This is a genomic window from Psychrobacter muriicola 2pS (assembly GCF_904846535.1).
GTDB classification, from domain to species: domain Bacteria; phylum Pseudomonadota; class Gammaproteobacteria; order Pseudomonadales; family Moraxellaceae; genus Psychrobacter; species Psychrobacter aquimaris.
The window spans coordinates 13,438-29,297 of the sequence record NZ_CAJHBC010000005.1; the positions used below are offsets into that span (position 1 = coordinate 13,438).

At 44.7% G+C, this 15,860-nt stretch carries 12 protein-coding genes; 2 read left to right on the forward strand and 10 right to left on the reverse strand.

Going from position 1 to position 15,860, the window contains the following annotated elements:
* Positions 1-22 precede the first annotated feature (22 nt).
* From JMX93_RS08695 to leuS, 4 genes are all read right to left on the reverse strand, one after another.
* Positions 23-1,351: an efflux RND transporter periplasmic adaptor subunit gene (locus JMX93_RS08695; protein WP_499204464.1), complete on the reverse strand. Its 1,329-nt coding sequence runs from the start codon at positions 1,349-1,351 to the stop codon at positions 23-25.
* Between the two features lie 260 nt (positions 1,352-1,611).
* A complete protein-coding gene (gene holA / locus JMX93_RS08700) occupies positions 1,612-2,688 on the reverse strand; it encodes a DNA polymerase III subunit delta (protein WP_499204465.1) in 1,077 nt (358 codons plus the stop codon).
* Positions 2,689-2,746: 58 nt separating this feature from the next.
* A complete protein-coding gene (locus JMX93_RS08705; RefSeq protein ID WP_443510153.1) occupies positions 2,747-3,466 on the reverse strand; it encodes an LPS-assembly lipoprotein LptE in 720 nt (239 codons plus the stop codon).
* A gap of 73 nt (positions 3,467-3,539) precedes the next feature.
* The gene (gene leuS, locus JMX93_RS08710) at positions 3,540-6,227 is read right to left on the reverse strand and encodes a leucine--tRNA ligase (RefSeq protein WP_499204466.1); all 2,688 of its coding nucleotides are present in this window, start codon (positions 6,225-6,227) and stop codon (positions 3,540-3,542) included.
* Between the two features lie 226 nt (positions 6,228-6,453).
* Here leuS and JMX93_RS08715 point away from each other — a divergent pair, with 226 nt between their 5' ends.
* On the forward strand, positions 6,454-6,825 hold the full coding sequence (locus tag JMX93_RS08715; RefSeq protein ID WP_198332997.1) for an arsenate reductase: 372 nt from the start codon (positions 6,454-6,456) through the stop codon (positions 6,823-6,825).
* Between the two features lie 22 nt (positions 6,826-6,847).
* Here JMX93_RS08715 and JMX93_RS08720 read toward each other — a convergent pair whose 3' ends face one another.
* From JMX93_RS08720 to JMX93_RS08745, 6 genes are all read right to left on the reverse strand, one after another.
* Positions 6,848-7,084 carry a hypothetical protein gene (locus tag JMX93_RS08720; protein WP_198332996.1) on the reverse strand — a complete coding sequence of 79 codons (237 nt, stop codon included), beginning with the start codon at positions 7,082-7,084 and terminating at the stop codon, positions 6,848-6,850.
* 12 nt (positions 7,085-7,096) lie between these two features.
* The gene (argB, locus tag JMX93_RS08725) at positions 7,097-8,011 is read right to left on the reverse strand and encodes an acetylglutamate kinase (protein WP_193012329.1); all 915 of its coding nucleotides are present in this window, start codon (positions 8,009-8,011) and stop codon (positions 7,097-7,099) included.
* A gap of 81 nt (positions 8,012-8,092) precedes the next feature.
* Positions 8,093-9,874 (reverse strand): phosphohexomutase domain-containing protein, encoded by a 1,782-nt coding sequence (locus JMX93_RS08730; protein ID WP_499204467.1) that lies wholly within the window; start codon positions 9,872-9,874, stop codon positions 8,093-8,095.
* A 90-nt stretch (positions 9,875-9,964) separates the two neighbouring features.
* Positions 9,965-10,429, reverse strand: coding sequence for a dUTP diphosphatase (gene dut / locus JMX93_RS08735; protein ID WP_193012327.1), 465 nt, complete (start codon positions 10,427-10,429; stop codon positions 9,965-9,967).
* 273 nt (positions 10,430-10,702) lie between these two features.
* Entirely contained in the window at positions 10,703-12,106 is a 1,404-nt protein-coding gene (gene mgtE / locus JMX93_RS08740; RefSeq protein ID WP_499204468.1) for a magnesium transporter, read from the reverse strand.
* Positions 12,107-12,211: 105 nt separating this feature from the next.
* Entirely contained in the window at positions 12,212-14,245 is a 2,034-nt protein-coding gene (locus tag JMX93_RS08745) for a UvrD-helicase domain-containing protein (protein WP_193012325.1), read from the reverse strand.
* A gap of 902 nt (positions 14,246-15,147) precedes the next feature.
* Here JMX93_RS08745 and ndhC point away from each other — a divergent pair.
* A complete protein-coding gene (gene ndhC, locus JMX93_RS08750) occupies positions 15,148-15,771 on the forward strand; it encodes an NADH-quinone oxidoreductase subunit A (RefSeq protein WP_499204469.1) in 624 nt (207 codons plus the stop codon).
* Positions 15,772-15,860: the final 89 nt, after the last annotated feature.

Below are 15,860 nucleotides of genomic sequence, written 5' to 3' on the forward strand. Positions count from 1 at the left end.
CGCTCATTAAGACGCTTAAACATTAAAACGGTCTACCACCTTTGCCGCCTTGTCCTTTCGCAGAACTTTCTTCGCCTAATATCACTTCGTCACCTTTGCTCAGGCCACTTAAAATTTGTACGTTGACGCGATTGTTGATACCTGTTTTTACCGTTTGTTCAACCACTTCACCATCCGCTTTTAGTACACGAACCATCGCCATTTTTACGTTTGGATCTTGATTGGCAGCGGCTTTGTTGGTTTTTTTGATGGGTTGTAAAGCGGCAGCAGGTATCAGTAAGGCGTCTTTTGCTTGGTCGATAATAATGTAAACCTGTGCGGTCATATCAATACGAAAGCGACGATCGGTATTGGGTACTTCGATATAACCGACATAATAGATAGCAGAGTCGGTCGAGCTGGTATCGCTGATTTGCTCAGGTGCAGGCTCAATGGCTTTGAGTACGGCGTCGAATTTTTGATCAGGGTTACCAATGATATTGAAATATACAGGCATACCAGCATCGACGTTGATGACGTCTGCTTCAGAGATTTGAGCGTTGATACGGACGGTCGATAGGTCTGCTAATGTCACGATAGTGGGCGCGGTTTGATTGGCGTTAACTGTGGTGCCTTGCTCTGTTGTGATCGATACCACGGTACCTGATATAGGCGCACGGATAGTAGTGTAGCTGAGATCTTCCTCAGCAGTACTGACGTTGGTCTGTGACTTACGTAGCGCGGCTTCCTGGCTATTGATATTAGCCTCAGCTGTAGCAATCGCTGCTTTAGCAGTATCGATAGCAGCACGTGCGTTGGCAACAGCTGCTTTTGCGGTTTCTACCTGAGTCGCTTGAGTGTCATACTCTTGCTGGGATATTGCATCAATCGCGACCAAAGACTTTAAACGAGCAAAGTCGGTCTGTGCTTGCTTGAGTTCAGACTGGCGGCTGGCAAGATCGGCATACGCGCTCTTCAGGCTGGCTTGTTTACTTAATGCTTCTGCTTTGGCGCTTTGTATCGCCGCTTCACTTTGCTCAAGGCTTGCTTGCTCATTGCTTAAGTTATTCTTTTGTGTGACTTGATCGATTTGGGCAATAAGATCTCCTTGCTGCACCTCGTCACCAACCTCAACATACAGACGTTTTACTTCACCAGATACTTGCGCGCCGACATCGACGGTATTTAAGGCTTTGACTTTACCAGACGCCATGACGTTGTTTTCAATGTCACCAATCTCAGCCGCTGCGGTCAGATAGTTGGGGGTAGTTTCTTTGGGTTTGAAAAAACTATAGGCCAACGCCGCTAGTGCTATAACAGTTAGGGCGATAACTCCCCATTTAATAGCAGATTTTTTGCTTATTTTGCGCATGACAACAATCCAATCACAGTTAAATCAAGTGTAGATATAGTAGAGAATTCATGTGCAAAAGGAAATGATAATTAGTTTACGAAAGGTTAAGGCGTATGTAGGACGAATAAAAATCCAGAAATTAAGCGACTGCTCAGGTATGGATGTCAGAGGGATGTACCTAGAAAATAATAGGAAGACGGAGTGCTTTAGATGGAGTTTTTTGGTGGGGCAGGTTTAACGAAAGAAGTGATAGAGAGGTAAGAATTAATCATTAAGACTTATCGCATAGCAAATAAGCGTTTTCCTGCTAGTTCTAGCGCTGCCTGCAATAATAATTCCCACGCTGGCTGACGAACGAGTCCTTTGATGGCTTGGTCACATTTATAAAGCAGGGCAGGCCATTCAGCCGTTTGCGCTGTTGACTGGCGACGGCAAGCTTGCTGATACAACCCTTGTTTGCTACGCCAGATACCAAGCGCTTGCGGGTCTTGTCCATCCATCAACTGCATAATTTGCCGCATGTCTTTACTGATTGCCCATAATACCAAGGTGGTCGGTTCATCTGTGGCTTTCAGCTGAAACATAATTTTGGCGACTTGCGTGCTGTTACCAGAAAGCATGGCATCCGATAAATCAAAAACACTAAACTGTGCATCACTGACCAACGCGGCTTGTAGATCCTTAATGTCTAAGGCAATATTGTTTGGCAGTTGTGTAGAGTGCTCAGTCTGTTGAATAGCCTCTTCATTCTTAGCGACTAGCTGCGGCGCAAATAAATAGGAGAGCCGCCATAAAGTCTGATAAGCGCTTAGCAAATGGTGCTCAGTATGCGACATGAGCAGCTGCCACGCCTCTTGAGACAGCCGTAAGCCAAACTGCTGAGCCTGTATTTGTAATAGCTGCTGTCGTTGCTGCTCATTATATAAATTGCAATCAATGACATGACCATATTGAGCAAATGGCGCAAACCATTTGCCGCTTTGCGCTCGTTTGTCTTGTTTGGGCGTTAACCATAACAAACTATGGCTATGCGCACCTGTTTGTGCCTCAACAGCAAAGCGCTCAAGCTCAGCGATGACGGCCTTGTCTGGCTTATGATTGCCAGTTACGATCAATGCGCTGGCATCATCAAATAAAGACTGGCTACCAAGCTCTGACAATACCTCTTGCCAGCTCTTGACCGATATCAGCTCAATACGCTTAATCGCATAATTCTGCGTGCGCCAATGTGGGCGCAGGGCATCAATAAGCCATTGACTGAGTAGTGGCTCATCACCATGCGCCAGCCACAAGCCAGCGACTGCAACGGAAGGTTGTAGTAGCTTTGGGTAGGCCTGTATAAAGGTATCTTGCATAGGGTGATAAGCACACAGATTGATTAAAATAAACGTGGAATGTGTCGCGCATTATAAATTATGGGTTTGGCACTACCACCGCGATCGACGTTGAGCCATTACCGCTTTGAACAGTTTGTTTGACTCCAGAAGAGCTAACCTTAGGTAGGGAGATGGCGACATATTGATCAGTAATTCGGCGAGCCAAACTGTCATAGAGCCAGTCACGAATTTGATCGCCTTGCTGATCATCAGTGCTCACCGATGCCTCATTATATTGATAGCTACGCTCGACTTGGATAGGGTTGCTTAGCGTAATTGGTTTGCCATTTTCCATGGTCTGGTAGCTGACATCTGCTGAAAGTACCAAGCGGATCTCTGTCAGTACACCGACCAGCTCATAACGCTTAAAACGGACGTTATTGATGGTGATAGCGGCAATGGGTTCAGCGTTTGCTTGTTTGTTATTGTTCGCAACATCAGCTGCTGTCATGTTGTCAATGACCTCAACACCTAAAGTTTCTAAGCGTCTTGTCAATGGCAGCTTAAGCGGAAATGAGATGCGATTGTCTTCGAGAATCACTGCTGTTTTGGCGACATCAAGCAGCATTGGTGCATCATAGCCACGTAATTGAAAGCCGCAGCCACTAATAGCTGCCGTTGCACCTAATAGCGTAAACATTGGCAGGGCAGTTAGAAAAGCCGCCGCCAGTTTTTGTCCGCTTGATTTTTTGGCAAAAGCGTCTTTTTTGCTTAAGTTGGCTTTGGATGACTGACCTACTCGATATTTATACGACATAATCGCTATCCTAATATTATAAAGAGGCTCAGACTAATAATTAAACTAATAAAAAGTACTGAGCCTAAAAAATCTAGCCTACCACCACGATGTTTACCAGTTTATTAGGGACGACGATTTCTTTTTTGATGTCGCCAGTCAAGAATTTTGCCACACTTTCCATTGAACGTGCTTGTGCTTTTAGCTGTTCTGGATCGCTATTTGGGGCTACATCCATTTTACCGCGCATTTTACCATTGACCTGTACCACCATCGTGATCATATCTTGTACCAGAGCGCTTTTGTCAACTTCTGGATAATTCAAGGTAAGGGTATCTAAACCCAATTGCTCAAGTAAATGTTCACCAATGTGCGGCGCATATACGGATAGCATAATCAGCAGATCCGTCAATGCCTCATGCTGTACCTGTAAGTCTTGCTTACTACTGGCCTTAAAGCCAGTCAGCTCGTTGGCAAGCTCCATCAAACTTGACACAGGCGTGTTCAATGCCAAACGATCACCCAAATCATTATCGATTTTAGCAATGGTTTCATGAGTTTTACGGCGTAAGTTTTTGGCTTCTTTGCTTAAGCCATCAGTGCTCAAAGCTTCATTGTTCAGCGTCTCGATACTTAGGTTCGCGGCAGTAAGCGCTTGCATGTGTTCAGTAGCAATACGCCATACTTTCTTGACAAAGTTATAAGGACCTTTGAGCGCATCATCTGACCATTCTAGCGTTTGATCCGCAGGCGCGGTAAAGAGCGTATAGAGACGAACGGTATCAGCGCCGTATTTATCGATGGTAATTTGCGGATCGACACCATTGTTTTTTGACTTAGACATTTTTTCGATTTTGCCAATGGTTACTGGCTGCCCATCAGATTTTAAGATGGCTTTAATCGGTTGACCACGTTCGTCATAATCGATATCGACGTCTTCAGCAAAGTAGTAGGTGGTACTGCCATCTGCATTTAGGCGATAGAATGTTCCTGCCAATACCATGCCTTGCGTCATCAAATTAGCAAACGGCTCATTTCCTGAGACTAAGTCTTCATCACGCATGAGCTTATGGAAGAAGCGTGCATAGAGTAGATGCATCACCGCGTGCTCAACACCACCGATGTATTGATCGACAGGCAGCCACTTATTGGCGGCAGATTTGTTGACCATGCTTTGCGCATCATTTGGGCTAGCAAAGCGTGCGTAGTACCAGCTTGATTCCACAAAGGTATCAAAGGTATCGGTTTCGCGCTCAGCAGGATTACCGCATTTAGGACACGTCGTATTGACAAATTCTGGAATGTTTTTTAACGGATTTCCGCGACCGTCAGGAACGACATCAGTCGGCAACACAACGGGCAAATCTTGCTCTTCGACAGGCACAGTACCGCAATGCTCACAGTTGATCATTGGGATAGGACAGCCCCAATAACGCTGGCGAGACACCCCCCAATCACGTAGGCGATATTGGATTTTTTTCTTAGCAAGCTCTTTTGGCTCAAGCTTAGCTAGCATTGCTTCAAATGCTTGCTCAAAGTCCAACCCATCAAACTCGCCTGAGTTGACTAAGGTATTGAGTTCGGTATAAGCACGATTAATCTCAGTATTGTTCGCTTTAGCATCTGCTTCTAACGCATCAAAATAGCCGACAGGGATATCGATGACTTGTTTAATAGGTAAGCTGTATTTAATCGCAAATTCATAATCACGCTCATCATGAGCAGGTACCGCCATCACCGCGCCTGAGCCGTAGCTCATGAGCACATAGTTGGCAACCCATACGGGTACTTCTTCGCCAGTGAGTGGATGCGTGACCGTAAGGCCAGTAGCCATACCGATTTTTTCAGCTTTAGCTAGGTCTGCTTCCGCGACTGAGCCTTTTTTGCAAAGCGCACAGAATTGCGCAATCGCTTCATCATGCTCAGCCGCATACTGCGCTAGCGGATGTTCGGCCGCGACTGCCACATAAGTCACACCCATCAAAGTATCAGGGCGAGTAGTGAACACATCTAACGTATTGGTCTCGCCAGCAAGCTCATAAGGGAAGTGTACTTCCATACCTGCGCTACGACCAATCCAGTTACGCTGCATGGTCAATACTTCTGATGGCCAGTGACCTTCTAGCTGATCCAAATCATCGAGCAATTCGTCAGCATAATCGGTGATATTAAAGTAATACATTGGGATGTCGCGCTTTTCGACTGCAGCGCCACTACGCCAGCCTTTACCATCGATGACTTGTTCATTGGCTAAGACGGTATTGTCAACAGGATCCCAGTTGACCGTCGAAAGCTTTTTGTAGACCAAACCTTTTTTGTACAACTGTAAAAACAACCACTGTTCCCACTGATAATACTCAGGGCTGCAAGTAGCAAATTCACGTGACCAGTCAATGGACAAACCCAACAATTTAAGCTGGGCACGCATACTGTCGATATTGGCAAACGTCCATGCAGCAGGTGGTGTTTGGTTAGCAATCGCCGCATTTTCTGCTGGCAAGCCAAAACCATCCCAGCCCATTGGCTGCATGACTTCATAGCCCTTGAGACGATAGTAACGGCTCAGTACATCAGAAATCGTATAGTTACGCACGTGACCCATATGCAGCTTGCCACTTGGGTAAGGGAACATCGACAGCATATAGCGACTTGGCTTATCGCTTGGCTCATTACTCACTTCAAAGCGCTTGTCAGTTGCCCACTTGGCTTGCTGCGCGGCTTCTATCGCTTGTGGGTTATAGTAATTGTTTTCTGATTGGTCTGCTGTCACGGCGTTGCTCATAGTCGGCTCGGAATTTGTTATTACAGATAAATTGAGTGAAATTAAATAATGCCATAGCATAGCGTAATTTGGCGAAAATTGCGACGATATGATAGGGCGTTTGCGCATCTCGAAGGACACAGATCCGAAAATTTGAGCGTGTTTTTAATGTTTTGGTTATCATAAACCAAATACCCATAGGCTTAGGTATAATAAACAGAATAATAATCATTGATTTGGAGTTTTTATGACCATCACTATTTACGGCATCAAGTCGTGCAGCACGATGAAAAAGGCGTTCAATAAGCTGGATGAATTGGACGTTAGCTATGAGTTTCATGATTATAAAAAACAAGGTATCGATAAAGAAACGGTACAGCGCTGGGTCAATGAGCTAGGTATTGATAAAGTGCTCAATAAGCGCGGTACGACATGGCGAAAACTAGACGACAGTCAGAAGCAAGCCGCTGACGCTAGCGTAGACAGTGCCATTGATTTGCTCGTAGAAAATACCAGTATGATCAAACGTCCGATAGTTGAGGGTGAGCGAGTAGATAAAAACCAGCAGATATTATTATGCGGCTTTGATGAAGCGGAGTTTGAGCGTGTGTTTGGTTAAAAACGGGCGTAAAGAGCCTGAGCTAATAATTAAATCTTAGCTCAGGCTTAATAACTCCAACAATAAACCAAATCACACTAAAGCCCCAAATAATAAGCACATACAGGCGAATTTGTTCGGCATTCCAATCTAGTGCAAACCACTCAATGAGGAAAAATGACTTCCACCCTTCTATCCATTTTGCGCCACCATAGCCAATAATCCACCAGCAATACAGGCTTTCTAAGATAAAAAGTAGACACCAAAGCCACAATGCCATGATTTACTCCTGCTACTCGGCTAATGATGAGCCTAAATCACGACTGATTAATGTACCAACCCCTTCATTGGTAAAAATCTCTAACAGCGTGGCATGAGGCACGCGACCATCGACGATCACCGCGCTTTTTACGCCGCTACGTACCGCATCAAGTGCACATTGAATTTTAGGAATCATGCCGCCTGAGATAGTCCCATCTTCAATGAGGCTATCGACTTTCTTTGGTGTGAGTCCAGTCACGACTTCGCCGTCACGACCTAGCACACCTTTGATATTGGTTAGAAGCATGAGCTTTTCAGCTTGTAAAAATTCCGCTACTTTACCCGCGACCAAGTCGGCATTGATATTGTAAGTATTGCCTTCGCTATCGACCCCAAGTGGCGCGATGACGGGAATGAAGTCAGAGGCAATCAGCATATTAATCACGTCTTTATTGACACTCACTACATCACCAACGAATCCTAAATCGACGGGCACAGCAATACCATCTGCGCCAATTTTTTCCATCATTAACTTCTTGGCTAGGATTAAATTGGCATCTTTACCAGTCAGACCAATGGCGCGGCCACCGTGCTTGTTGATTAAGCTAACAATCGATTTATTGACGCTACCACCCAAGACCATCTCGACGATATCCATGGTGCTTTTATCGGTAACGCGCATCCCATCGATACGGTCTGACTGACGCCCCAGCTCTTTTAATAAATTATCCACTTGTGGACCACCGCCATGCACGACCACAGGATGCATACCAACGGTTTTTAACAAGACGATGTCGCGGGCAAACGAGCTCTCAAGTGCAGGATCCGTCATCGCATTGCCGCCGTATTTGACCACGATGAGCTTATCGACAAAGCGCTGGATATAAGGCAGCGCCGTGGTCAATACTTCAGCAGTGTTTTTGGCATCATCTAAATTAAGCGTCATTATAAACTCCTAAGTTGTGGTATTGAAAAGTCACATTTTATTTGACAGCAACTATTTTGACAGCAACTACTTTAATGACAACTATTCGGCAGGAATAGCGACAATTTGTTCTGCCAGTTTTTTATCAAATGGGCGACATAAAGCGGCAAATTTTGCTTGGATATCTCTTAGGTCTTCTATGCTATCACCAGCAAAGCGTGCGGTAAGATTGTGACTGGTATTTGATTGGCGGAGCACCCCAAAACCATGGGCGAAATCCAAACGCACGCCATCAATACAGCTCAGCTTCGTCCCCACTGGCAATAAGCAGTTGGCTTGCTTGGATGTCATATATTGCCAGCTCGTAGAACAACGGCAAGGTGATGGTTGACGAGTCGCTATCCAATGATCACCAGAGTCTTCTGCTACGGTCGCTTCCACGAGTTGGCGTAAATACTGACAAAATTGGGTCAGCTGCTCGATGATAGCATCGTCTTTTTTAAGGGTTTTAGGCATCGGCAAGTAATGGTCAGCAGTACTCACCATAGCAGGCAGGTTTTGAGTCATATCTGTCAGTGCTCTTTTACCTTGAACGCCATGAGCGGTGACTAACCAATGCAACAGTCGTAATGCGGCGTACATGGCGTCATCATAAATAATAAAGCGGCTGTCATTAAATATAAAGTGCCCTGATAATTCACCCGCAAAGACAATTTGACCAGCAGACTGCTGCATCTGTCGGCGCATAAAACTGCTGCCCGTTTTGCTGAGCACGGGTGTTGCGCCAAGATTAGACAAGAGCTTCGGCAGATGATGGGAGCATTTAATATCAAAAAGGATTTGAGAGGGCGGTTGTGAATTGACTGAGCTTTTAGAACATAGCGTTTTAGGATGTTCGGTCAGCGCCACTTGTGCTAATAAGTATAGCAAGTGATCGGGCGTGACAACCTTACCGCTATTATCGACAATCATTAAGCGATCGCCATCTCCATCAAAAGCGAGGCCTATGTCTGCTTGATGCTGAAGCACACTTCGCTGTAATTGTTTAAGACGGTGTGGTTCAGTGGGATCAGGATTGCCAGAGGGAAAACTGCTATCTGCGGTGTCATTGAGCATGATGACCTGCTGGCAAAAATTCTCAAATAAACGCTGGGCAATATTACTGGTCGCCCCATGCATGCAGTCTATGACGACTACTGCATTAAGGGTGTTAGATGGTGGCTGATTATCTTTGGAGTGTTGTTTATTACAGGGATGGATTTGCTTAAAAACTTGAGCAATAGCCTCAATATAAGTCGTCGCGACTCGTGTATCAGATAAATTGAATTGCTGACTACAAATAGGCTTATCAATGGTGTTTGTCAGCGTATTTTGAGCATCAACCCGTGCTTGAGAGTCACTAAGATCACAGGCATAGTTAGCCCGTGTTTTTTGCCAAAGCAACTGAATCTCTGCATGACTCGGGGATTGATGGTTGACCAACCATTTGATACCTAAAATGTCTTTAGCCGAATGGCTGGCGGTGACGATAATGCCATGACCAGAATATTGTTCTGCCCAAAAAACCATCATAGGTGTAGTAATTAGCCCCAGCTGGATAACCTGTAAGCCGTATTCAGTCAATATATCAGCCAATCTCTGAGCGATAATATCACTACCGAGACGCACGTCATAACCAAGCACAATGATGATTTTTTCAAGATTAATGCTTGGCTTCGGCAGGCAAGCATTGGCAGGAGCCGCTGTTGAGTCGAAATCTGTGGCACTATAAAGATGAGCAAATGCCTTGCCTAATGCTAGAATAAAGTCAGTGGTGAAATGCTGGCGTGAACCACGAATATCATAAGCACGAAATAAGCATTGCTGCGCAGCAAAAGACGGCATCGCTTACTCTCCTTATGGCGTGATTCACGTGATCGTGGTTTTGTGATGACTAAAGTACAATTAAAATGGCAAGTTAATAGTGACGACTAATTACTGGCGGCCTGAATGTCCAAAGCCGCCCGCACCGCGTGCACTGGTATCACTAAATTCTGAGACCACTTCAAACTCAGGGCGGGCAACGGGTACGACTACATATTGTGCCATACGTTCCGCAGGATTCAACACAAAATCCTCATTACTACGATTCCAAATACTGACCATCAGCTCACCTTGATAGTCAGCATCAATCAAGCCGACCAAATTACCCAAGACGATACCGTGCTTATGACCAAGACCTGAACGCGGTAAAATCATCCCTGCATAATTAGGGTCTTGAATATAAACTGCGAGACCAGTGCCAATTAAATGCGTGGCACCTGCTTTAATCGTCAATGGCTCATCAATACAAGCGCGCAAGTCGATACCAGCGCTGCCATCAGTGGCGCGTGTCGGTAACGAGAACGCTTTATCTTCAGTAATTTTCGGGTTTAACACTTTAACTTGTACAGCTTGCATAACGCACTCACTTAACGATTTAATGGTTTTATAAATTAAGGTAATTCGGGGTATGTCTTCAATTCAATCGATAATCACTTAAATGGGCTAAATTTTGCCAAACTGCGTCAAATAACGGGTTAATATTTCAATATTATCTGCGCTATGGCCTCATTTGACGGCAGCTTATCTCATTTTTATCACCATTTTTGCAATCAGGACATGCCCCGGTTTTTACATAAAATAGCGCTTTTATATTTTAACAGGGTATTTATTCAGTAACACAGCATTCAATTAGAGTATCAATACACTCGCCAAACCCAAGAATGACATAAAGCCGACAATATCCGTCACGGTGGTTAGAATAACCGAGGCGGATAGGGCAGGGACAATATCCATACGTTTTAGGAGCAGTGGAATACTAATGCCCGCAACGTTGGCAGCCGTCATGTTAATGGCAATGGCAAAACCAATGACGGCGCTAATTTTAATGTCATGAAACCACAGTTGGGCAATAATCGCTATAATTATCGCCCATATGATACCGTTTATCGCGCCGACCCACAGCTCTTTATTTAATAACCATAACCGGTTAGAACCACCGATTTGACCCATCGCCATACCGCGAATAACGACAGTCAATGTTTGCGAGCCTGCAATACCACCCATACTAGCGACCACAGGCATCAATATTGCCAGTGCCACCACTTGTGCCAACACTTCCTCGAACTGACCAATCACAGCGGCAGCCAATAATGCGGTACACAAGTTAATGCCTAGCCAAATACTACGGCTTTTGGCACTGGTTAGGATGGGCGCAAACAGTTCCTCATCTTGACTGACACCCGCCAAGTTTTTCATGGTGCTATCGACATCATCTTGGATGATTTCCATGATGTCCTCGCCATTTAACTGACCGACCAACTCACCATGGCTATTGATAACGGGGGCAAAACGAATGTCCTCTGAGCGAAAAATGGCAGCGGCATCTTGAATGTCTAAGCGATCATTAATGGTAATGGCGGTATCAATCAATTCTGATACCAAGGTGCTTTGGTCATGTTTAATCAAGTCGACCAGACTGAGTAGCCCAAGTAGCTGTTGGCTTTGATCGACGACCAGCAGCTCTTGGCTCTGATCATCGAGTAGGTCGTCATTTTCTCGTAGCCAGTTCTGCACCTCTGCAAGGGTGATATCATCCCTGATCTGAATAAGGTCAGGATCCATATAGCTACCGACTTCCCAGTCGGCATAGGTATCCAGCTTATTGACCTGCACTCGAATATCTTCATCTAAGGTTGCCATCACCGAGGTACGCACACTTTCGGTAACGGTATCTAAAATCTCAGATATATCTTGCGCATCAAGGTCTTGGGTAAATAAAGAAATCTCTTTTGAAGAGACATTTTCTAACAGCGGCTGGCGTGTATCAAAATCTAATTCCGCCAGCACTTCGCCTTTGATACTTTCTGGCACTTGTGCCCAAATCAAGAAGCGATTTTGGCTTGGAAATGATTCTAATAGGCTAGCAATCTCATATTTTGACTGCTTTTCTAAAAACTCAGTAATCGCCTTGTATGCCTTTTCAGCAACCAAACTTTGCAAGTACAGAAGCTTATATTCACCGCTAGACTCTGCCGGATTATAATCTCCCTGTAGCGTAGATGGTCGTTCCTGATCAGGCATAGGGGTAGGCATAAAGGTTCCAAAGTTTTTATAAATAATAACAAACATTAGCATGTCGCATAAATGCTAAGTTCTCATGTCGCAAACTGGTGATGCTCTCAAGCATTGAGCCTAAATTTAACGATTACCCAATAAAGCGCGAATATTAGCCAAGTATTCATCAGCGACTTTTTCAGGGTCTTTGCTGGCTTTTTTCTTTTTCGCCTTGGCTGGCCAGTCGATATGGTCTTCTGGTAACTCATCTAAAAATCTTGACTCAGAAGTGACACGCATCTGACCGCCCGCACGGCGCTGAGTCGCTAGTGTCAATGTCAGCTCACGACGAGCGCGAGTAATACCTACATACATCAAGCGCCGTTCTTCTTCAACCGTCTCACTCAGGATAGAGTTGCGGTGCGGTAGCATTTCTTCCTCAAGCCCCATGATATACACAAAATCAAACTCCAAACCTTTTGCCGCATGTAAGGTCATCAAGTTAACCTTGTTGGTGTTTTCTTCTTCTTGTTGTTGCTCGAGCATATCCAGTAACACAAGTTTACGAATGATGGTATCAATGGTGCGGTCTTCGTCTTCTTCGGCGCGATTAATCAGCGATTGAATACTAGTGTAGAGCATATCAATATTATCGATACGGTTTTTTTCTTGTTGCGGGGTTTTGGAGTCGCTACGCACAAAGTCGATATAACCCGTCTCATCGATCATTTGACGCACGATAGGTACAGGGTCAGGATGCTGATCTAGCTCACGCGTATAATGTTCAATAAACTCACCAAACTCCTTTATCGTACCATAGGCCTTCGACGGCAAAACATGTGCTAGACCTGCGTGGGTACAAGAAGCGAGTAGCGAGATACTATGCTCTTGTGAAAATAAACCAAGCTTTTCAAGGGTTGCTGGCCCCATTCCACGCTTAGGCGTATTGATAATACGTAAAAATGCACTGTCGTCTTCAGGGTTAAGAATCAAACGCAGATAGCCCATGATGTCTTTGATTTCACTACGCGCAAAGAACGACTGACCGCCCGATAACTTATAAGGAACTTGCAGTTGACGTAATTGCGCCTCTAGCATGCGTGCCTGAAAGTTACTGCGATATAGAACCGCATATTGCTCCCACTCATTACCAAAACGCAGCTTATGCGTGACGATTTCTTTTGCCACGCGCTCGGATTCATCATCGTCATTACGACAGTTAATAATGCGTATTTTTTCGCCTTGACCTTTATCTGACCAGAGTTTTTTTTCAAATAAATGCTCGTTATTGGTAATAACAGCGTTGGCAGAGGTCAAAATACGCGTGGTCGAGCGATAGTTTTGCTCAAGCATGACGATTTTTAATTTTGGAAAATCTTCTTTGAGCAGTGCCATGTTTTCAGGCTTAGCACCGCGCCACGCATAGATAGATTGGTCGTCATCGCCAACGACAGTAAAACGCCCTTGCGGTCCGACTAAGTATTTAATCATTTCATACTGGGCGGTGTTGGTATCTTGATATTCATCGACGAGCAAGTAACGAATACGGTTTTGCCATTTATCGCGCAGCTCTCTGTTTTCACGTAATATCTTGGTCGGAAGGACAATCAAATCATCGAAATCAACGGCGTTATAGGCCCGCAAATTGCGTTCATATAAGGCATAGAGGGTCGCAAAAATCATGTCTTCTGGATCGTCTAAGGTCTCCATTGCCTTATCTGGTTCAATCAGATCGTTTTTCCAGTCAGAAATCATTTTAATGGCTTTGCCGACCAGTTCACGACTTTCAGCGCCGCTTAAGTTGTCACGCATCATCAGCTCCATCAGCAAACGCTTACTGTCGTCGCTGTCCATGATGGAGAAGTTACCTTTGAGCGGCGTATGAATCAGCTCATAACGCAAAAACTGTAGCCCAAATTGGTGAAAGGTCGATACGGTTAGACCGCGTGTCTTCTCGCTTGGCAGTAATTTGCTGACACGGGCTTTCATTTCACGGGCGGCTTTATTGGTAAAGGTCACCGCGGTGATACGCTCAGCTGGCATGTTGCATTCTTCAATCAGATAGGCAATCTTGCGGGTAATCACCGACGTCTTACCGGAGCCGGCACCTGCTAGCACGAGCAATGGACCGGATACGTAGAGCATCGCTTCTTGTTGTTTGGGATTAAGTTGACTCATAAGGTGACCTGTAAGACAAAAGCAAAAAGAAAGCAAAAAAGGCTGGTGTTGATATCAAGAGTTGCTAAGTAAGATAAAAACTGCACGTATGAGGCAAATCGATAGCGCAAGACGGCAACATAGCATTATGGCTGGTTGCATCATCTCGATATCAAAACATGGCGTCGACAGGGTTAATCAAACCATCCGCTAATCACGCTCATAACTGTTAATATTTTGTGACAATTAATCATGTGCACCGTCATTAAAATAGCCGCTGATACCAGCATGTAATTAGGGGGGTTATTATAAAGCAAAAACCGTCACTTTGGGGAGGAGTTCAAAGATGAGCACTCAGTAAAAAAGCGTTAAATTTTCGTGACTTATACTATATATACTAGCGTCTACTCAAAAATATGGATTTGGACTTAATATAAGGTAACGTCTATATCATAATTCATGGTAAAAAAAACATGTTTTTTTTACCTATAAAGTGACCGTTCAATACAGTTAAAAACTAGCTTTTAGGCACTGATATGCGTATAGTACGTAAATAATTTATGCCAGTTGTCTCGTCATTGTTGACTACGTGTAATGAGCTATTAAATCAATTAAATAAACAGTCGAATATGATATTGATTTAATACGTTGATCTTACGTTGTTAAAGGATGCGTTAGGCGACCAGCCTTTCTCCGTTATATACCGGAGTCTCTATAGTTGGTCCTGTCTGACATCGTCGTCAATAAGCTTGATAATTGGTTATTACCAGCACAGTATCTATATAGTCATTGAGTTATTAGATAACCCAATGGTAGTTACTTTGTGTTTTCGTCTGCGTTATGCCGGTCGCCATTACCACTCTAGAGTTTGTGTGTATGCGCGCTGCGCTTGACACTCGATTGGGTGAGGAGCACGTATTATCATGTCTGCTTTTAATTGGTCAGCCATTGCTTTTATCTTAGCCGCCATTGGGCTAGTTGTCTTTATGCTGGTTGTGCCGCGTTTGCTTGGCGGTCGCTCTCAGGGCTCACAAAAAGAAGAAGTATTTGAAGCGGGTGTTGTCGGAGCTGGCAACGCCCGTATTCGTTTGTCTGCCAAATTCTATTTGGTGGCAATTTTCTTCGTTATCTTTGATTTAGAAGCGCTGTATTTGTACGCCTATGCCGTTTCAGTACGTGAAGCAGGCTGGCTTGGCTTTGCCGCTGCCGCGATATTTATCACCATCTTGATTATAGGCTTGGTATACGAGCTTAGTCTGGGAGCGATGAATTGGGCACCAGCGGACAAGCGCCGCAAACAACCACGTCTACATGCTGCGCCGGCAGGTTTTAATTTGGCAGATATCACGCAGTTTGATGGCGTCGATGAGTTGATGGTCGATCCAACTGGCAAGATACCAGCACAGTCTTCAGGTCAGATTAACGTTTCGAACAATATCGAGACCAACCGTCGCCACTTGCAAAATATCGATCATATTAATACTACTGGTAATGTGACTTCCATGGATTTCGCCGCGTCTGCACAGCAAGACACAGTCAAACGCTAATCGCTTTTGACTGTCTTGTAGCACGTTACTGCAAAATGGTCACCTATTAATAATAGAAGTTAAGGTGATAGCGGAAGCAAGATGATTGC